Raw genomic sequence first — 21,160 nt, forward strand, 5'->3', positions numbered from 1 at the left:
GTGACCTTAAAATATTTAATTCAATTTTATAGAAACACATTGCTTATTGGTGTTGTCGTTACATATATATCATCTTTGGTCTTTGGTTATGATAAAGTGACGAAGTATTTATTTGCAGGAGATATTGGTAATTTTATTGCAGCATCAGTATGGTTTGTAGTTGTTGGATTGCTAGTTGCTACTATAAGTCAATTAGCATATTTCATCTATTTGTTTATAAACCAGTTAGGTATAGGTATATTTGGAAAGATATGGCCACATGTACAAATTGTCGTTACGATATTTGCGATATTTGATTTAGTCTATTTTAGATTTTTAAGATTTGGTGGTACTGATCAAATACTTTCATTTATTTGGCTACCGATAGTCGTGATTATTTTTGCGATTATTACAAGCAATGTTAAAAACAAACAATCTAAAAAGAATTTATGGATTCCATCTATGTTCTTTATGATCGTTATGACAACAGTAGAACTTATACCATTTTTAAGAGTGGAAGATACAAGTTGGATTTATTTAACGATATTTGGCTTATTATTATGTAACGCATATCAACTTATTACATTGCCGAAATTTAATGCACTGTCTTTAGAAGAAAGAAAAACAAAGAAACTAAATAAAGAGAATGGTATGAAAAGTAAGTGATTTATGATGAAAAACACAAGATTAAAGGTTTATTACACCTGGATTTTGTGTTTTTTAATTTTTTGTAAAAAAGTTCGGTAATATCGTTGACTTTTAGAACACCACTTGATATTATAAATAGGTCGCTGAAAACGACAGCACAACAACACGAACACAATTTAAAGTTTTTGTTAAAAGTGTAAAATTGACTCTTGTTAATACGGTTTAAATGTTATATATTTATAAACGTGTTAAAAAACAGTTAAGAAATAAGTTGAAAACAATCATTGTTTTTAGTACAATATTGTTTAGACAAATAACAAATGAACATTGAAAACTGAATGACAATATGTCAACGTTTAATTCCGATAATTGAGTACTGAAAGTACTTCAAAGAGTGATTGGCTCAACCAATCAAAGATGAGCTAATCAAGCTTACTTCTATTATGGAGAGTTTGATCCTGGCTCAGGATGAACGCTGGCGGCGTGCCTAATACATGCAAGTCGAGCGAACAGATGAGAAGCTTGCTTCTCTGATGTTAGCGGCGGACGGGTGAGTAACACGTGGGTAACCTACCTATAAGACTGGGATAACTCCGGGAAACCGGGGCTAATACCTGATAATATTTTGAACCGCATGGTTCAATAGTGAAAGACGGCTTCGGCTGTCACTTATAGATGGACCCGCGCCGTATTAGCTAGTTGGTAAGGTAATGGCTTACCAAGGCGACGATACGTAGCCGACCTGAGAGGGTGATCGGCCACACTGGAACTGAGACACGGTCCAGACTCCTACGGGAGGCAGCAGTAGGGAATCTTCCGCAATGGGCGAAAGCCTGACGGAGCAACGCCGCGTGAGTGATGAAGGTCTTAGGATCGTAAAACTCTGTTGTTAGGGAAGAACAAATTTGTTAGTAACTGAACAAGTCTTGACGGTACCTAACCAGAAAGCCACGGCTAACTACGTGCCAGCAGCCGCGGTAATACGTAGGTGGCAAGCGTTATCCGGAATTATTGGGCGTAAAGCGCGCGTAGGCGGTTTCTTAAGTCTGATGTGAAAGTCCACGGCTCAACCGTGGAAGGTCATTGGAAACTGGGGAACTTGAGTGCAGAAGAGGAGAGTGGAATTCCATGTGTAGCGGTGAAATGCGCAGAGATATGGAGGAACACCAGTGGCGAAGGCGGCTCTCTGGTCTGTAACTGACGCTGATGTGCGAAAGCGTGGGGATCAAACAGGATTAGATACCCTGGTAGTCCACGCCGTAAACGATGAGTGCTAAGTGTTAGGGGGTTTCCGCCCCTTAGTGCTGCAGCTAACGCATTAAGCACTCCGCCTGGGGAGTACGACCGCAAGGTTGAAACTCAAAGGAATTGACGGGGACCCGCACAAGCGGTGGAGCATGTGGTTTAATTCGAAGCAACGCGAAGAACCTTACCAAATCTTGACATCCTTTGATCGCTCTAGAGATAGAGTTTTCCCCTTCGGGGGACAAAGTGACAGGTGGTGCATGGTTGTCGTCAGCTCGTGTCGTGAGATGTTGGGTTAAGTCCCGCAACGAGCGCAACCCTTAAGCTTAGTTGCCATCATTAAGTTGGGCACTCTAGGTTGACTGCCGGTGACAAACCGGAGGAAGGTGGGGATGACGTCAAATCATCATGCCCCTTATGATTTGGGCTACACACGTGCTACAATGGATAATACAAAGGGCAGCGAAACCGCGAGGTCAAGCAAATCCCATAAAATTATTCTCAGTTCGGATTGTAGTCTGCAACTCGACTACATGAAGCTGGAATCGCTAGTAATCGTAGATCAGCATGCTACGGTGAATACGTTCCCGGGTCTTGTACACACCGCCCGTCACACCACGAGAGTTTGTAACACCCGAAGCCGGTGGAGTAACCTTTTATTAGGAGCTAGCCGTCGAAGGTGGGACAGATGATTGGGGTGAAGTCGTAACAAGGTAGCCGTATCGGAAGGTGCGGCTGGATCACCTCCTTTCTAAGGATATTACGGAATGACCATTAGGTCATGGAATTAACGTGGACATATTGTATTCAGTTTTGAATGTTTATTTAACATTCATCATTGCACATTGAAAACTAGATAAGTAAGCAAATAGATTTTACCAAGCAAAAAACCGAGTGAATTTCTAACGAAATTCAACAAGCTTAATAATCGCGCGTCGTCTTTTTAGACGACATCACAGATTAATAACAGTTATTTTCTTAAACATTTATGTATAAGGAAATATTAGATTAAGTTATTAAGGGCGCACGGTGGATGCCTTGGCACTAGAAGCCGAAGAAGGACGTTACTAACGACGATATGCTTTGGGGAGCTGTAAGTACGCTTTGATCCAGAGATTTCCGAATGGGGAAACCCAGCATGAGTTATGTCATGTTATCCACATATGAATACATAGTATGTGAGAAGGCACACCCGGAGAACTGAAACATCTTAGTACCCGGAGGAAGAGAAAGAAAACTCGATTCCCTGAGTAGCGGCGAGCGAAACGGGAATAGCCCAAACCAACAGGCTTGCCTGTTGGGGTTGTAGGACACTCAACACGGAGTTACAAAGGAAATAATTAGACGAATGGCTTTGGAAAAGCCAACCATAGAAGGTAAAAGTCCTGTAGTCGAAAGTTATTTCTCTCCTGAGTGGATCCTGAGTACGGCGGAACACGTGAAATTCCGTCGGAATCTGGGAGGACCATCTCCCAAGGCTAAATACTCTCTAGTGACCGATAGTGAACCAGTACCGTGAGGGAAAGGTGAAAAGCACCCCGGAAGGGGAGTGAAATAGAACCTGAAACCGTGTGCTTACAAATAGTCAGAGCCCGTTAATGGGTGATGGCGTGCCTTTTGTAGAATGAACCGGCGAGTTACGATTTGATGCAAGGTTAAGCAGTAAATGTGGAGCCGTAGCGAAAGCGAGTCTGAATAGGGCGAATGAGTATCTGGTCGTAGACCCGAAACCAAGTGATCTACCCATGTCCAGGTTGAAGTTCAGGTAACACTGAATGGAGGACCGAACCGACTTACGTTGAAAAGTGAGCGGATGAGGTGTGGGTAGCGGAGAAATTCCAATCGAACTTGGAGATAGCTGGTTCTCTCCGAAATAGCTTTAGGGCTAGCCTCAAGTGGTGATTATTGGAGGTAGAGCACTGTTTGGACGAGGGGCCCCTCTAGGGTTACCGAATTCAGACAAACTCCGAATGCCAAATAATTCAACTTGGGAGTTAGACTATGGGTGATAAGGTCCATAGTCGAAAGGGAAACAGCCCAGACCACCAGCTAAGGTCCCAAAATATATGTTAAGTGGAAAAGGATGTGGCGTTGCCCAGACAACTAGGATGTTGGCTCAGAAGCAGCCATCATTTAAAGAGTGCGTAATAGCTCACTAGTCGAGTGACACTGCGCCGAAAATGTACCGGGGCTAAACATATTACCGAAGCTGTGGATTATCCGTAAGGATAGTGGTAGGAGAGCGTTCTAAACGTGTCGAAGCATGATCGTAAGGACATGTGGAATGTTTAGAAGTGAGAATGCCGGTGTGAGTAGCGAAAGATGGGTGAGAATCCCATCCACCGATTGACTAAGGTTTCCAGAGGAAGGCTCGTCCGCTCTGGGTTAGTCGGGACCTAAGCCGAGGCCGATAGGCGTAGGCGATGGATAACAGGTAGATATTCCTGTACCACCTATGATTGTTTGAACGATGGGGGGACGCAGTAGGATAGGCGAAGCGTGCTGTTGGAGTGCACGTCCAAGCAACAAGACTGAGTGTTAGGCAAATCCGGCACTCGTAAGGTTGAGTTGTGATGGGGAGCTGGATCATGTATCCGGCGAGTCGTTGATTTCACACTGCCAAGAAAAGCCTCTAGTTAGAAAATAGGTGCCCGTACCGCAAACCGACACAGGTAGTCAAGATGAGAATTCTAAGGTGAGCGAGCGAACTCTCGTTAAGGAACTCGGCAAAATGACCCCGTAACTTCGGGAGAAGGGGTGCTTTTTAGGGTGCAAGCCTTGAAGAGCCGCAGTGAATAGGCCCAAGCGACTGTTTATCAAAAACACAGGTCTCTGCTAAACCGTAAGGTGATGTATAGGGGCTGACGCCTGCCCGGTGCTGGAAGGTTAAGAGGAGTGGTTAGCTTCTGCGAAGCTACGAATCGAAGCCCCAGTAAACGGCGGCCGTAACTATAACGGTCCTAAGGTAGCGAAATTCCTTGTCGGGTAAGTTCCGACCCGCACGAAAGGCGTAACGATTTGGGCACTGTCTCAACGAGAGACTCGGTGAAATCATAGTACCTGTGAAGATGCAGGTTACCCGCGACAGGACGGAAAGACCCCGTGGAGCTTTACTGTAGCCTGATATTGAAATTTGGCACAGCTTGTACAGGATAGGTAGGAGCCTTAGAAGCGTGAGCGCTAGCTTACGTGGAGGCGCTTGTGGGATACTACCCTGGCTGTGTTGACTTTCTAACCCGCACCATTTGATCATGGTGGGAGACAGTGTCAGGCGGGCAGTTTGACTGGGGCGGTCGCCTCCTAAAGAGTAACGGAGGCGCTCAAAGGTTCCCTCAGAATGGTTGGAAATCATTCGCAGAGTGTAAAGGCACAAGGGAGCTTGACTGCGAGACTTACAAGTCGAGCAGGGTCGAAAGACGGACTTAGTGATCCGGTGGTTCCGCATGGAAGGGCCATCGCTCAACGGATAAAAGCTACCCCGGGGATAACAGGCTTATCTCCCCCAAGAGTTCACATCGACGGGGAGGTTTGGCACCTCGATGTCGGCTCATCGCATCCTGGGGCTGTAGTCGGTCCCAAGGGTTGGGCTGTTCGCCCATTAAAGCGGTACGCGAGCTGGGTTCAGAACGTCGTGAGACAGTTCGGTCCCTATCCGTCGTGGGCGTAGGAAATTTGAGAGGAGCTGTCCTTAGTACGAGAGGACCGGGATGGACATACCTCTGGTGTACCAGTTGTCGCGCCAGCGGCATAGCTGGGTAGCTATGTATGGACGGGATAAGTGCTGAAAGCATCTAAGCATGAAGCCCCCCTCAAGATGAGATTTCCCAACTTCGGTTATAAGATCCCTCAAAGATGATGAGGTTAATAGGTTCGGGGTGTAAGCGCAGTAATGTGTGTAGCTGACGAATACTAATCGATCGAAGACTTAATCAAAATTTTTAAATCGGTTTTTTGCCGTAAAATCTGCTTACTATCTAGTTTTGAATGTGCAATACATTCTAATATAATTTTTATTTGTCTGGTGACGATAGCAAAGAGGTCACACCTGTTCCCATGCCGAACACAGAAGTTAAGCTCTTTAGCGCCGATGGTAGTTGGGCTTACGTTCCGCGAGAGTAGGACGTTGCCGGGCAAATATTCATTATTCCACAGTAGCTCAGTGGTAGAGCTATCGGCTGTTAACCGATCGGTCGTAGGTTCGAGTCCTACCTGTGGAGCCATGGCCCCTTGGTCAAGCGGTTAAGACACCGCCCTTTCACGGCGGTAACACGGGTTCGAATCCCGTAGGGGTCATTTTTTATTCATGGAGAATTAGCTCAGCTGGGAGAGCATCTGCCTTACAAGCAGAGGGTCGGCGGTTCGAACCCGTCATTCTCCACCATTTTCAAGTAAATAAGCTGGAGGGATAGCGAAGTGGCTAAACGCGGCGGACTGTAAATCCGCTCCTTCGGGTTCGGCAGTTCGAATCTGCCTCCCTCCACCATGATTGGGCTATAGCCAAGCGGTAAGGCAACGGACTTTGACTCCGTCACCCGCTGGTTCGAATCCAGCTAGCCCAGCCATTTTTTTAGAGCCATTAGCTCAGTTGGTAGAGCATCTGACTTTTAATCAGAGGGTCAGAGGTTCGAATCCTCTATGGCTCATAAGTAAGAGACCTAGTTTATACTAGCGTCTCTTTTTTTTGTTTTTTATTATAAGAAAAATATACATATATTTATACATATACGCATAAATATTTGGAATATATTAATAATATCCACAAAACCTTGTATAGCTTGATGTAAGTGCTTACATATACTAGAATGTAATAGTAATGCTAAATAAGGGGGATTTTATTTCATGAAAAAATGCATTGAGATTATAGGTGCACCAACAGCTTTTGGTCAGCGTAAATTAGGCGTTAATTTTGGGCCAGACGCATTAAGATATGCAGGTTTAATAGAAAGAATAGAAAATATAGGTCATGAAGTAATAGATAAAGGTAATGTCGAATCACCAGCCATTGACATGAAAAAATATAAAAACGAACAAAAAGGGTTAAGAAATTTAGATGAAGTTATTAAGTTTTCTACTAATTTATATGAAGCTGTAAATGAAACAAAGCGTAAAAATAATTTCCCACTCATTCTAGGCGGAGATCATTCTTTATCCATTGGTTCAATTGCAGGTATTAGTAAACACTATGAAAATTTGGGTGTGATTTGGTATGATGCTCATGGTGATTTAAATACATTAGATTCTTCTCCGAGTGGTAATATTCACGGTATGCCTTTAAGAGCGTTATTAGGTGATGGAGACGAGAATCTGACTAATATTGGTGGATATAAAAATAAAGTGAAACCTGAGAATGTTGTCTTAATAGGGATGAGAGATTTAGACGATGGGGAAAAGGAATATATTAAAGAAGTAGGCATCCGTACATACACGATGGCAGATATCGATAAACTTGGAATGAGTAAAGTCATTTCTGAAACAATCGATTATTTGAAAGATAAAACAGATGGTATTCATCTTTCTCTTGATGTAGATGCTTTAGATCCTGTTGAAACACCTGGTACAGGAACGACTGTCCCTGGAGGTGTAACATATAGAGAAAGTCATTTAGCAATGGAAATGCTACATGAATCCAATTTGATTGTTTCAGCTGATTTAGTTGAAGTTAATCCTCTTATTGATGAGTATAACAAGACTGCACACCAAGCTATAGGTTTGATGGGATCATTCTTCGGTGAAAAATTATTGTAATTGACAATTGTCTATAGAATATATTTAAATAAAGAAGTCTCTAATGAAGAGACTTTTTTTATTTTATATATAATTAAATTAACAATATATCTAAAAAATTGTTATAATAAGCACTAGGTAAATGAAACACGGAGGAGATACTATGCAGTTACCTGATATTTTTGGTGAATTAAGTGCCTTAAAGGTTATAACAGGTATACTTGATTTAATTATTGTATGGTATGTATTGTACTTGATTATAACTGTTGTTAAAGGTACAAAAGCGATACAATTATTAAAAGGTATATTTTTCATCATAATAGGTAGAACAGTAAGTAATTTTTTAAATTTAACAACTACTACAGTCCTATTTGATTTTGTATTGCAGTGGGGTTTTTTAGCAATCATTGTAATATTCCAACCAGAGTTCAGAAGAGCTTTAGAACAATTAGGGCGTGGAAGTTTATTTAAACGAGTCAATGTCACGACATCAGCAGAACAAGAAAGGTTAACTGATAGTGTCGATAAAGCAGTGCAATATATGGCTAAAAGAAGAATTGGTGCATTAATTGTGTTTGAAAAAGAAACAGGACTGCAAGATTACATAGAAACAGGTATACCTATTAATGCTGACATTTCTCAAGAGTTACTCACTAATATTTTCATTCCTAATACGCCATTACATGATGGAGCAATGATCATCCAAGAACAAAAAATTGCTACAGCGGCAAGTTATTTACCTTTATCTGATAGTCAGAAAATCTCTAAAAGTTTAGGTACTAGACATAGAGCAGCTGTAGGAATATCAGAAGTATCAGATGCATTTACAGTTGTTGTATCTGAAGAAACGGGTTCGATTTCTGTAACGATTAACGGCAAACTTAGAAAAGAAATATCAAGTGAAGCATTTAGAGAATTACTAGTTGAGCATTGGTTTGGTTCTGTTCAAAGCAGAAAGGATGTGAAGTAGATGCTAGAGTCTAAATGGGGATTACGTTTTGTAGCTTTAATACTAGCATTACTCATGTTTTTATCTGTTAATAATGTATTCGGAAGTTTGTTTTCAGAAAATGCATTGAAAAATTCTGCGCATACTATAGAGGATGTACCTGTTGATACGTTATATAATACGAAAGAATTATATTTGTCTGGTGCACCTAAAACTGTAGATGTAAAAGTTTCAGGACCTCAATCAACAATTTTACAAGCTGAGAAATTATTGAATTTTAAAGTAGAATTGGATCTACGAAATAAATCAGTTGGTCAATATAAAGAAAACTTTAAAATTAAAGGTTTAAGTGATGAGTTAAAAGCTACAGTTATTCCAAAAAGTGCTAATGTTACATTACAAGAAAAAGTATCGAAAAAATATCCGATTGAAGCTGAAATCAATCAAAATAGAATTGCTTCAGGTTACGAATTAGTTGGAGAAACGATCAGTCCATCGCAAGTAACGATTACTGGTGGCCAGGAAGAGTTGAATAAAATTGCCTATGTTAAAGCAACGTTGGATGAAAACAAGCAATTAACAGACAATACAACTGAAAAAGCTGGTATCAGTGTGCTTGATAGTAACTTAAATAAATTGGATGTACAAATTAGACCAGATACAGTAAATGTAAATATAAAAGTAGCGAGATCTAGTAAAACAGTGAGTTTAAATCCCATTACAAAGGGTTCAACCTCAAAAGGTATTATTATAAATGAGATTAATTTAGATAAAACTGAAGTTAAAATATATGGTTCACGAAATGTACTTGATGGCATTGGATCAATAGATGTACCTGTTGATGTTTCTAACGTTGATGGAAATACAACTAAAACAGTTGGTTTGGACTTGCCTGATGGTGTGGATGAAGCAGATGTTAAAGATGTTGAAGCAAAAATTGAAACTTCTAAAAACTAATGGAATTAAAGGAGAATTATAATGGGCAAATATTTTGGTACTGACGGTGTAAGAGGTGTAGCCAATTCTGAGTTGACGCCAGAAATCGCATTCAGATTAGGTAGATTTGGGGGTTATGTATTATCAAAGAAACACAATAGTGAGAATCCAAAGGTATTAGTAGGTAGAGATACACGTGTTTCTGGAGAAATGTTAGAATCAGCTTTAATTGCTGGTCTTTCATCAATTGGTGCAGAAGTAATGAGATTAGGTGTTATTTCTACTCCTGGTGTTGCATATTTAACGAGAGAAGTAGATGCTGACCTTGGTGTAATGATCAGTGCCTCTCATAACCCTGTTGCTGACAATGGCATTAAATTCTTTGGACCAGATGGCTTTAAGTTAACTGATGAAGAAGAATTAGAAATTGAAAAACTATTAGATTCAACAGAAGATAACTTACCACGACCAACTGGGAACCAATTAAATCATACTTCTGATTATTTTGAAGGTGCTCAAAAATATATAAGCTATATTAAATCTACAGTTGATGGAGATTTAGATGGACTGAAAATTGTGTTAGATGGCGCGCATGGTGCTACATATTCACTTGCACCATACTTATTTGGAGATTTAGAGGCAAATAGTGAAACGATTGGTTGTAAACCTGACGGATATAATATCAATTTGAATGTCGGTTCTACACATCCAGAAGAATTGGCTAAAGCTGTAGTAGATTATGGTGCTGATTTAGGCTTAGCATTTGATGGAGATGGCGATAGAATTATTGCTGTAGATGAAAAGGGTCAAATCGTTGACGGAGACCAAATTATGTTCGTTTTAGCTCAAGATATGGCTAAAAATGGTGACTTAAAAGACAATATGGTTGTTTCTACTGTTATGAGTAATTTAGGCTTTTATAAAGCACTTGAAGAAGAAGGTATTAAATCTAATAAAACAAAAGTAGGCGACAGATATGTTGTTGAAGAAATGAGACGAGCTTCTTATAGTCTTGGTGGCGAGCAGTCTGGACATATTGTTCTTATGGATTATAATACAACTGGTGATGGATTATTAACGGGTGCACATTTAGCAAGCATCGTTAAAAGATCTGGAAAAAGTCTTAGTGATTTAACGAGCAAAATGAAAAAATATCCACAAAGATTAGTGAATGTAAGAGTTTCTGACAAATACGGCGTAGAAGAAAATACAAAAGTTGCAGAAATCATTACTAAAGTGGAAGTTGAAATGAATGGTGAAGGTCGTATATTAGTAAGACCTTCAGGAACTGAGCCATTAGTTCGAGTGATGGTAGAAGCTAAAACAGAAGAAGATGCTGAAAGATATGTAAATAGTATTGCAGAAGTTGTAAAAGACGAAATGGGCATTGAATAATAGTAATAGAGGTGGGGACAAGTTAATTGTCTCTGCCTCTTTATTTTATTGTGAGTAGCTGGCTGAATGGGAAATGTAGTTAAAAATGTGTTAGAAAGTAACATATTAAAATGAAATATCGTATTATAATTGCACTACTTACTAATTCATTGTAGAATGAAGGAAGCTTACTTAAGGAGGAATGTGAGGTTTGTTAAAATAAGGAAACTTATAGCGCCTGAACAAAGATCATACATGACTGTAGATGCGTGTATATTCAGATACATGTTGAATGAATGTTGTTGTCTTTGTTGACGAGGAGGATAGTTATCGAATTATCGGCGGATGCTATCCCGGATGTGGCCCATTCGAAAGTTCAATGTTTAAAGCATACAGGTGACTGTATGTCCAAAGTCATTGAAATAGCCATAAATTAAATTAAGTATTGAAAGCGACTGGACGATATTTTGGAATGTCTAACCGCTTATTTAAAATTGGAGGAAATTTGTTTATGTGTGGAATAGTAGGATATATAGGTTCAGAAAATGCTAAAGAATTGTTACTTAAAGGTTTAGAAAAACTAGAATATAGAGGTTATGATTCAGCAGGTATTGCTGTTAGAAACGAAGAAGAAATTAAAGTGTTTAAAGCAAAAGGTAGAATAGCTGAATTACGTAAAGCAGCTTCAGATGATTTCGATGGAAATATTGGTATTGGACATACACGTTGGGCAACACACGGTGTGCCAAACTATGAAAATGCTCACCCTCACCAATCTACATCTGGACGTTTTACACTAGTACACAATGGTGTAATTGAAAATTATGAACAACTAAAAAGTGAATATTTAGAAGGTATCACATTCAAATCAGATACTGATACTGAAGTAATTGTAGAATTGATCGGACACTTCTCTAATGAAGGTTTGACGACTGAAGAAGCTTTCAATAAAGTATTATCATTATTACATGGTTCTTATGCACTTGGTTTATTAGATGAACAAGATGCAGAAACAATTTATGTAGCTAAAAATAAATCACCTCTATTAGTTGGTATCGGAGAAGGCTTTAACGTTATTGCTTCAGATGCAATTGCGATGTTAGCTGTTACAGATACTTACAAAGAATTAGTAGACAATGAAATTGTAATTGTTAAACGTGATGAAGTAATCATTAAAAATCAAGATGGTGAAGTAATCGAAAGAGATAGCTATAAAGCTGAAATCGATGCTTCAGATGTTGAAAAAGGTACTTATGAACATTACATGTTAAAAGAAATTCATGAACAACCTGGTGTTATGCGTAACATTATTCAAAATTACCAAGATGAAGATGGCAATCTTAAAATAGATAAAGCAATCATCGACGATGTAGCTCAAGCTGATAGAATTTATATCGTTGCTTGTGGTACAAGTTATCATGCAGGTTTAGTAGGTAAAGAGTTTATTGAAAAATGGGCTGGCGTGCCAACAGAAGTACATGTTGCATCTGAATTTGTTTATAACATGCCTTTATTATCTGAAAAACCATTATTTATCTTTATTTCACAATCAGGTGAAACAGCAGATAGCCGTGCAGTATTAGTAGAAGCGAAACGTTTAGGACATAAAGCATTAACAATCACGAACGTTCCAGGCTCTACGCTATCACGTGAAGCGGATCATACATTGATCTTACATGCAGGTCCAGAAATCGCTGTTGCTTCTACAAAAGCATATACAGCTCAAATAGCAGTATTAGCAATTCTTTCTCAAGTAGTGGCTAATGCACATAATAAAGAAACAGGTGTTGATATTATACCTGAGTTAGCAAAAGTGACGACAGCAATTACAGCAATTGTTGACGATGCACCAAAAATGGAACAAATTGCAAAAGACTTTTTAGAAACGACTCGTAACGCATTCTTCATTGGACGTACATTGGATTACTATGTTGGACTTGAAGGTGCATTAAAACTTAAAGAAATCTCTTATATACAAGCAGAAGGATTTGCTGGTGGAGAATTGAAACACGGAACGATTGCTTTAATTGAAGAAGGTACACCAATTGTTGCTTTAGCTACACAAGCAAAAGTTAACTTATCAATTCGTGGTAACGTTAAAGAAGTAGTAGCACGTGGCGCTCATCCATGTATTATCTCAATGGAAGGTTTAGAACACGATCATGATACGTATGTTATACCACATGTACATGAAATGTTATCTCCACTTGTTTCAGTTGTTACATTACAACTTATTTCTTATTACGCAGCATTACACAGAGGTTGTGACGTAGATAAACCACGTAACTTAGCTAAATCAGTTACTGTAGAATAATTTATATATAAAGCGTTTGGGACATTTATGTCCTAGACTCAGTGTGTCGACAAAGTTTTTAGACTTTGTCGGCATTTTTTATGCGCATGCTTTCCGCGGGCATGTTCTCAGCCTGTAGTCTTCGAATCATGCTGTCCCCGCAGGAGTCAGCGCTAAAAAAATACCGAATATTAACAAATTATATTATAAAATAGATGAAATTTTATTTAGGAGTTGATTCTATGTTAAATTTTATTTTGAATTTATCAAGTCGAGGTCCACATGATAAATAGAGCCATTGAATTTATCAAGTCAGGCTCCATATGATAAATAGAGCCGTTGAATTTATCAAGTCGAGGTCCACATGATAAATAGAGCCATTGAATTTATCAAGTCAGGCTCCACATGATAAATAGAGCTGTTGAATTTATCAAGTCGAGTCCCACATGATAAATAGAGCCGTTGAATTTATCAAGTGAAGGTCCACATGATAAATAGAGCCGTTGAATTTATCAAGTCAGGGTCCACATGATAAATAGAGCCGTTGAATTTATCAAGTCAGGGTCCACATGATAAATAGAGCCGTTGAATTTATCAAGTCGAGGTCCACATGATAAATAGCAAAAAAACTTTATAAAATCATTATAGTTTAGGACATTTATGTCCTAGGCTTTTTTTGTTTTGAGCATTTAAATTGAATAATATACGGTAGGGGGGTATAGTATTAATTAAAGAGAGGACGTGAGTTTATGGGTGAGTCTTTACATGAACATACAGTAACACCAAGAACGAAAGAGGAAAAAGATAAAGTAATTAATCGACTTAAACGTATTGAAGGGCAAGTTAGAGGTATACAAAGTATGGTTGATGAAGATAGATATTGTGTTGATATTCTCGTGCAGATTAGTGCTGTTCAATCTGCTTTAAAAAATGTAGGGTTTGCAGTAACGGAACGCCATATTAAACATTGTGTTACAGATGCTATTCAAAATGGCGAAGGTGATGAGACGATAGATGAGTTGATGAGTGTACTTAAACAATTTTCTAAGTGAGGAGGTTCATTAAATGAATGATTCTAAACAAGTAACTGTTGGCGTGACAGGTATGACATGTGCGGCATGCTCAAGTCGAATTGAAAAAGTGTTGAATAGAATGGATGGTGTGGAAGCTCAAGTCAATTTATCTACAGAGAAAGCTTCTATTACATTCAATGATGATGACACAAACTTATCCGATATTAAGAAAAAAATAGAAAATTTAGGATATGGTGTGCTAACTGAAAAAGTGGATTTAGATATTTATGGCATGACATGTGCCGCATGTTCAAGTCGAATAGAAAAAGTATTAAATCGACAAGAAGGTGTTGAAAAAGCTTCTGTAAACTTAACTACTGAACAAGCAAATGTTGAATATAATCCAGAATTGATTGATGAAAAATCAATTATTGATAAAATTAAAAAAATTGGCTACGATGCTAAGTCTCAAAATGATTCAAAAGATAAAAAGTCATATAAAGAAAATGAAGTTAAACAGATGAAAATAAAGCTTATTGTTTCAGGTGTTTTGTCGTTGCCACTTATATTAACAATGTTTGTTCATTTGTTTAATCTTTCTTTACCACAAATTTTAATGAATCCTTGGTTTCAATTTACTTTAGCCACACCCGTTCAGTTTATAATAGGTTGGCAATTTTATGTTGGCGCTTATAAAAACTTGAAAAATGGCGGCGCAAATATGGATGTACTTGTTGCATTAGGTACAAGTGCAGCATATTTTTATAGCTTATATGAAGCGATAAAAACAATTGCTAATCCAGCGTATATGCCGCATTTATACTTTGAAACAAGTGCAGTTTTAATTACGCTAATCTTGTTTGGTAAATATTTAGAAAAACGTGCTAAAAGTCAAACGACAAATGCGCTATCTTCACTATTAAACTTACAAGCAAAAGAAGCGAGAGTCATTCGTAATCATGAAGAAGTGATGATTCCCGTAGAAGATGTCGTTGTTGGAGATATATTAAATATTAAACCTGGTGAAAAGGTACCTGTAGATGGTGTTATAGAAAAGGGTAGAACATCTATTGATGAGTCTGTGATAACAGGTGAATCTATACCAGTAGAAAAATCAATCAACGAAGAAGTTATAGGATCAACGATTAATAAAAATGGCTTAATTAATATTAAAGCAACTAAAGTAGGTAAAGAAACAGCGTTAGCATCAATCGTTAAAATCGTTGAAGAAGCACAAGGATCTAAAGCACCTATTCAACGATTGGCAGATGTTATATCAGGTTACTTTGTTCCAATAGTAGTCGGTATAGCTATTTTAACTTTCGTAATATGGATTACTTTAATTGATGCAGGACAATTTGAAAATGCACTTGTAGCAGCAATTGCCGTTCTTGTTATAGCTTGTCCATGTGCACTAGGGTTGGCTACACCTACATCAATAATGGTGGGAACTGGAAAAGCAGCAGAAAGTGGTATTTTATTTAAAGGTGGAGAACATTTAGAACGCACACATGCACTAAATACGATTGTTTTGGATAAGACTGGAACCATTACAAAAGGGAAACCTGAAGTGACTGACTATACTGGAGATGCAGAAACTTTACAATTATTGGCCAGTGCTGAAAAAGGATCAGAACATCCATTAGCTGAAGCTATCGTGGCATATGCAACAGAACAAGATATAACAATTAACAATGTAGATGATTTCGATGCTATACCAGGATACGGTATAAAAGCGCATGTGAATGGTAAAGAGATTTTAGTAGGTAATAGAAAATTGATGTCAGAGCACGGTATTGATATAAACATATTTGAGAAAGATTTATCTAATTTGGAAACTGAAGGTAAGACAGCGATGCTAGTTGCAATTGATAACACATTTAAAGGTATCGTGGCTGTAGCAGATACAATTAAAGAGCATGCACCTGAAGCGATTAAAATGTTGCATGAAGAAGGCATGGAAGTGATAATGCTTACCGGTGATAATGAAAGAACGGCACAAGCGATCGCAAACCAAGTAGGTATTCATCACGTAATATCAGAAGTATTGCCAGAAGAAAAAGCAAACAAAATAAAAGAATTACAAAACTTAGGTAAAAAAGTAGCGATGGTTGGGGATGGTGTTAATGATGCACCAGCATTGGCTATAGCAGATATAGGTATTGCAATAGGTACAGGAACAGAAGTTGCAATTGAAGCGGCGGATGTAACCATTTTAGGTGGAGACTTGTTGCTCATACCAAAAGCAATTAAAATTAGTCATGCTACTATAAAAAATATAAAACAAAACTTATTCTGGGCATTTGGTTATAATACAGCTGGCATTCCAATAGCTGCATTAGGATTATTAGCTCCATGGGTTGCAGGTGCTGCTATGGCGTTAAGTTCAGTTAGTGTTGTAACAAACGCATTGAGATTAAAAAAAGTGAAATTATAAATATTCATTCTTAAGTCTGACTCTTCTTATGATTGTTTTATTATATAATGATATTTAAACGTTATGTTTTAAATATCATTATTTTTAAAGGTTTACTTTTTAGCTTGAAAAGGTATCTATAGAGAAAGAACAACTTAAAGGAGCAAATTAATGGAGAGTTGGATTACAAGTGTGATGGAACAATTTGGTTATGTAGGTATAGCCTTATTGATATTATTAGAAAATGTTTTTCCACCCATTCCGTCTGAAGTGATTTTGACGTTTGGTGGCTTTATGACGACTAAATCAGAGCTGACGATAATCGGAGTGGTTATTGCATCTACTATTGGCTCAGTTGTTGGAGCAGTTATTTTATATTGGATTGGTCGTATACTTAACGTCGATAGAATCGAAAGAATTATCGAAAAGTGGGGTAAGTATCTTAGATTAACTAAGGAAGATGTAAGAAAAGCTGATGCATGGTTTGATAAGTATGGTCCATGGACAGTATTCTTCTGTAGGTTTATACCACTTATTAGAAGCTTGATTTCTGTTCCAGCTGGTATGAGCGGTATGAATCAATGGTTATTCTTACTATTAACAACTTTAGGAACGCTTATTTGGAATTTAGTTTTAGTTATCGTGGGCGCTAAAGTTGGCGATAATTGGCATCAAATCGTTAACTATATGGATGTCTATTCCAATATTATGTATGCCGTTATAGCGATTGGCATTGTTGTATTTATTGTTTGGTTTATTAAAAGGAAGAAAACTTCCCAAAATTAAATGTTGAAGGTGAAGTAATGATAACTTTTGCCGATGATAATCAACTTTTTGAGAATGGTACACAATGCAAAGATATGGTGAGACTAGAATTAGAATTATAAAGAGAACTATCCATAGACGTATTTACCAAATGGTAGAGCGTTTATGGATTTTTTTAATTGCTAGACATATAAGTATACTTTTTATAGTATATAAAGTATACTAAAGTTATTGATATAGAAAATAAAAAAGAGGTGCTATATATGTTTCACGGTAGCGATGCAGTATTAGTTAAAGGTATAACATTAAATGTGAAAGATTTAGAAAAAATGACTGTTTTTTATGACAGTATAATAGGATTAACAGTAATAAATAAGACTGAAAACCAAACAGTATTTGAAATTGGTCAGTCAGGTCATACGATTACTTTAAATTTATTAAAGGAAGGTAGACAGCCTAGCATGAGAGAAGCGGGTTTATTCCACATTGCGCTATTATTGCCTACAACAGCGGATTTAGCTGACTTTCTTATACATGCTTCAAAATTAAATGTTCCGTTAGGTGCTGGCGATCATATAGTGTCTGAAGCTTTATATTTAAATGATCCTGAAGGAAATGGTATAGAAGTATACAGAGATCGTGATTCACGTAATTGGAACTGGAACGATGGCAATGTGCAGATGGATACACATGAAGTAAATGCTGAGGCGTTAATTGAACAAGCTTCAGCTGAAGGATGGAACGGCATGCCTCATGGTGCTATAATTGGGCACTTACATTTAAAGACAAATGATATAGATGCGTCAAAATCATTTTATTTAAATACTTTGAGTTTAAATCCGGTAGTATGCAACTTTCCGAATGCTTTATTTATGTCTACAAAAAATTATCATCATCATATTGCGATTAACACGTGGCAATCAAATAAACCGAGAGAAGAATCAGACAACAGTTATGGCTTAGCGAATATTATGATACAACAGCCAAATGTTGAAACAAAAGTTGTGACTTCACCAGATGGTTTACGATTTGAAATAAATCCTGCGTGATAATAGTTTTATATTACCTTCACATCCAATCAACTTTAATATAACTAAACTTTCATGTACAATAAGTGAATATTGTAAATATAGTTTAATAAAGGGGATGCAAATATGCTTCTTGATTTGAAAAATATTAATTGGATACGTGAAGGTAAATACATATTAAAAGATATTTCTTGGGAAATAAATGATGGCGAACATTGGGTATTGTATGGATTAAATGGTGCTGGTAAATCTACAATACTTGATATTATTAATGCTTATACGGCACCTTCTTCAGGTGAATTTGAAATATTAGATATGAAACAAGGCAAACCAGGGTATTCTGCTGACGGTATTAGAAAACAAATTGGTTACGTTTCTCAATCTTTATTTAAAAAAATGCGACAAGAAGACAATGCATTTACGACAGTCATAAGTGGAGCTTTTGCTTCTATAGGTGTATATGAAGAGCCTAGTGAACAAATTAAAGAAAAAGCAAAAGCGATTTGTGAAACATTAGGCATTACACATTATATTAATCGTAGATTCGGGACTTTATCACAAGGTGAACAAACACGCGTATTAATTGGTCGTGCATTAATGTCTGAACCTAGGCTGCTTATTCTCGATGAACCTACAAATGGCTTAGATTTCGTGGCAAGAGAAGATTTGTTAGAAAGAATCGGCAATATTGGTCAAGATAAAAATGGACCTACAATGATATATGTTACGCATCACTTAGAAGAAGTACTCCCTGTATTTAAAAAAATCTTATTATTAAAAGATGGAGAAGTGTTTGAATCTGGAAATATACAATCTGTTGTTAATGATAAAAATATGAGTGAATTATTCAATATTAATGTTGATGTTACCTTTAAGAATGATAGACCGATATTGTCTAAAAAGTAATATGAATTTAAAAAATTGCCTTTCTAATAGGCACATGAAATAATAGATATTGATAAATGATATGGAGGATTCAACATGACAACGCAAGCAGTGTTTTTAGATATGGATGGTACCATTTTAAATGAAGAAAATAGAGTATCTCAACATACAAATGAGGTTATTCAAGAAGTTCGACAAAAAGGCATTAAAGTATTTATAGCTACGGGACGAGCATATGACGAGATTCCGTATTTAGTACCTGAGAATTTTGAAGTAGATGGTATTTTATCATCAAATGGTGCGGTAGGTTATATTAATGGTCAAGAGATATTCAAAAATGTGTTACCGATGGAAACTGTACATAAACTAGTTGATCTAGCAGAAGAACATCAAATATATTATGAATTGTTCCCATATTATAAAGATAGAATTGCTTTAAACCGTGATAAAACGTTGCTATTATCAGAAATAACAACGGATAAAACAGGCGATGTAGAAATTAATGAATGGAAATCTCGACAAGAAGCCATCAGTGAAAAATTAGAATGGGTAGACGAAATACCAGAAGATGCCTATTCAAAATTTTACTTTTTCAAAAAACATAAATCAGAAATTAAGAAATGGGAAGAAATAATATTACCTATGCAAGAAGAACTCAATATTTCAATTTCTCATTCAACACCATGTAATCTAGAAACGATGCCATCAGGTGTAAACAAAGCAACGGCTATTCAAGCTGCTTTAAAATATATAGGCATAGATCATGATGTTCAAACATATGCAATCGGTGATAGTGATAATGATAAACAAATGTTAGAGCATGTGGATTATCCAATTGTTATGAAAAATGCACCAGATCATATTAAAGCATTAGGTAAAGAAGTGACTAGACGCACAAACGAAGAAAACGGTGTAGCTGATTATTTAACAGAGAAATTTTTAATCAACTAAATCGTGTAAGACAGAATTCTAATTGATATAAAGATTCCAAGTCAGTTAGTTGCTGTGAATATAATGATAGAGCAAGCGGCATCATGTCCTTTCTCAAAATAAATCACCCAATCCGGTAAAGACATTTTCGGATTGGGTGATTTTTATATTGTAAAATCCATGTTTGCCTAGCATATGTGCACAAATATATTGCTAACAATATATTTTATATGATTGTTTTATATACATTTGGATATAATAAAATGAACGGAGCTAAAAGGAGTGATGATATGATTAAAACTCTTGTCTTTGATTTATATGGGACTTTATTTGATATAAATAGTGTTCAAGGAAAATGTGAGAAACTATTTCCAGGAAACGGTGAAAAAATAGCTAAAGCCTGGCGACACAAACTTATTGAATATACCCACGTAAGGCAGCTTGTTGATCAATATAAACCGTTTAGTAAAGTCATAAAAGACGCACTTGAATATGTACTTGATCGAAACGAATTTGATTATTCATTAAAGGATATTCATGAATGTATGGAAGCATATGATCGATTAACAGTATTTCCCGAAGTATCACAAACATTAAATGAAATGACACGTGTTGATAAAGTTATTTTTAGTAATGGTAATCGTGAAATGATTGAAAAAGTATTGGCGCATTCAAATATAGAGAACAGTTTTAAATATATTTTATCCCTTGAGGAATTTGCGATGTACAAGCCTAATTCAAACGCCTATATGTTGTTAGAAGAAAAGGTTGAATGTGAAAAAAATGAAGTTCTGTTCGTGTCGTCAAACAAGTGGGATATAGTAGGTGCTCAAAAGTTTGGTTTTCAAACTGCTTGGATTAACCGAAATTTCAGTGAGTTTGAATATATAGAAGTTGAACCAGATTATGAATTCCAATCTATATATGGTGTGAAAGATTTATTATAAAAAAAGCTGCCAACATATGTTGGAAGCT

13 protein-coding genes, 6 tRNA genes and 3 rRNA genes are annotated in these 21,160 nt (G+C 37.0%); all 22 read left to right on the forward strand.

Annotated features, from left to right (window positions below):
• The 22 genes from PYW35_RS02140 (at window position 1) to PYW35_RS02245 (ending at window position 21,132) form a co-directional block, all read left to right on the forward strand.
• A complete protein-coding gene (locus PYW35_RS02140; protein WP_016913232.1) occupies window positions 1-645 on the forward strand; it encodes a KinB-signaling pathway activation protein in 645 nt (214 codons plus the stop codon).
• Between the two features lie 422 nt (window positions 646-1,067).
• Window positions 1,068-2,623: ribosomal RNA gene (locus PYW35_RS02145) — 16S ribosomal RNA — on the forward strand.
• A gap of 255 nt (window positions 2,624-2,878) precedes the next feature.
• A 23S ribosomal RNA gene (locus tag PYW35_RS02150) occupies window positions 2,879-5,805 on the forward strand.
• A gap of 84 nt (window positions 5,806-5,889) precedes the next feature.
• Window positions 5,890-6,004: ribosomal RNA gene (gene rrf, locus PYW35_RS02155) — 5S ribosomal RNA — on the forward strand.
• Together the 16S, 23S and 5S rRNA genes with 6 tRNA genes alongside form the textbook arrangement of a ribosomal RNA operon.
• Window positions 6,005-6,017: 13 nt before the next feature.
• Window positions 6,018-6,092: transfer RNA gene (locus PYW35_RS02160), tRNA-Asn, on the forward strand.
• Between the two features lies 1 nt (window position 6,093).
• Window positions 6,094-6,165, forward strand: a tRNA-Glu gene (locus tag PYW35_RS02165).
• Window positions 6,166-6,177: 12 nt separating this feature from the next.
• Window positions 6,178-6,253, forward strand: a tRNA-Val gene (locus tag PYW35_RS02170).
• A gap of 18 nt (window positions 6,254-6,271) precedes the next feature.
• A tRNA-Tyr gene (locus PYW35_RS02175) sits at window positions 6,272-6,355 on the forward strand.
• A 4-nt stretch (window positions 6,356-6,359) separates the two neighbouring features.
• Window positions 6,360-6,434 (forward strand) — tRNA-Gln (locus PYW35_RS02180).
• Window positions 6,435-6,442: 8 nt separating this feature from the next.
• A tRNA-Lys gene (locus tag PYW35_RS02185) sits at window positions 6,443-6,515 on the forward strand.
• Between the two features lie 196 nt (window positions 6,516-6,711).
• On the forward strand, window positions 6,712-7,617 hold the full coding sequence (gene rocF, locus PYW35_RS02190; protein WP_016913251.1) for an arginase: 906 nt from the start codon (window positions 6,712-6,714) through the stop codon (window positions 7,615-7,617).
• Between the two features lie 142 nt (window positions 7,618-7,759).
• A complete protein-coding gene (cdaA, locus tag PYW35_RS02195; protein WP_016913008.1) occupies window positions 7,760-8,566 on the forward strand; it encodes a diadenylate cyclase CdaA in 807 nt (268 codons plus the stop codon).
• A complete protein-coding gene (locus PYW35_RS02200; protein ID WP_103322608.1) occupies window positions 8,567-9,502 on the forward strand; it encodes a CdaR family protein in 936 nt (311 codons plus the stop codon).
• 21 nt (window positions 9,503-9,523) lie between these two features.
• Window positions 9,524-10,876: a phosphoglucosamine mutase gene (gene glmM, locus PYW35_RS02205; RefSeq protein WP_016913010.1), complete on the forward strand. Its 1,353-nt coding sequence runs from the start codon at window positions 9,524-9,526 to the stop codon at window positions 10,874-10,876.
• A gap of 490 nt (window positions 10,877-11,366) precedes the next feature.
• Window positions 11,367-13,169 (forward strand): glutamine--fructose-6-phosphate transaminase (isomerizing), encoded by a 1,803-nt coding sequence (gene glmS, locus PYW35_RS02210; protein ID WP_103322607.1) that lies wholly within the window; start codon window positions 11,367-11,369, stop codon window positions 13,167-13,169.
• 728 nt (window positions 13,170-13,897) lie between these two features.
• On the forward strand, window positions 13,898-14,200 hold the full coding sequence (locus PYW35_RS02215; protein ID WP_103322606.1) for a metal-sensing transcriptional repressor: 303 nt from the start codon (window positions 13,898-13,900) through the stop codon (window positions 14,198-14,200).
• Between the two features lie 13 nt (window positions 14,201-14,213).
• A complete protein-coding gene (locus PYW35_RS02220) occupies window positions 14,214-16,598 on the forward strand; it encodes a heavy metal translocating P-type ATPase (protein ID WP_103322605.1) in 2,385 nt (794 codons plus the stop codon).
• Window positions 16,599-16,748: 150 nt separating this feature from the next.
• Window positions 16,749-17,363, forward strand: a complete 615-nt coding sequence (locus PYW35_RS02225; RefSeq protein ID WP_016912782.1) for a DedA family protein — start codon at window positions 16,749-16,751, stop codon at window positions 17,361-17,363.
• A 242-nt stretch (window positions 17,364-17,605) separates the two neighbouring features.
• On the forward strand, window positions 17,606-18,391 hold the full coding sequence (locus PYW35_RS02230; protein ID WP_103322604.1) for a VOC family protein: 786 nt from the start codon (window positions 17,606-17,608) through the stop codon (window positions 18,389-18,391).
• 105 nt (window positions 18,392-18,496) lie between these two features.
• The gene (locus PYW35_RS02235; protein WP_016912784.1) at window positions 18,497-19,276 is read left to right on the forward strand and encodes an ABC transporter ATP-binding protein; all 780 of its coding nucleotides are present in this window, start codon (window positions 18,497-18,499) and stop codon (window positions 19,274-19,276) included.
• A gap of 75 nt (window positions 19,277-19,351) precedes the next feature.
• On the forward strand, window positions 19,352-20,206 hold the full coding sequence (locus PYW35_RS02240) for an HAD family hydrolase (RefSeq protein WP_103322603.1): 855 nt from the start codon (window positions 19,352-19,354) through the stop codon (window positions 20,204-20,206).
• A 269-nt stretch (window positions 20,207-20,475) separates the two neighbouring features.
• Window positions 20,476-21,132, forward strand: a complete 657-nt coding sequence (locus PYW35_RS02245; RefSeq protein WP_103322602.1) for a haloacid dehalogenase type II — start codon at window positions 20,476-20,478, stop codon at window positions 21,130-21,132.
• Window positions 21,133-21,160: the final 28 nt, after the last annotated feature.

This window comes from Mammaliicoccus vitulinus, assembly GCF_029024305.1.
Classification (GTDB): Bacteria; Bacillota; Bacilli; order Staphylococcales; family Staphylococcaceae; genus Mammaliicoccus; species Mammaliicoccus vitulinus.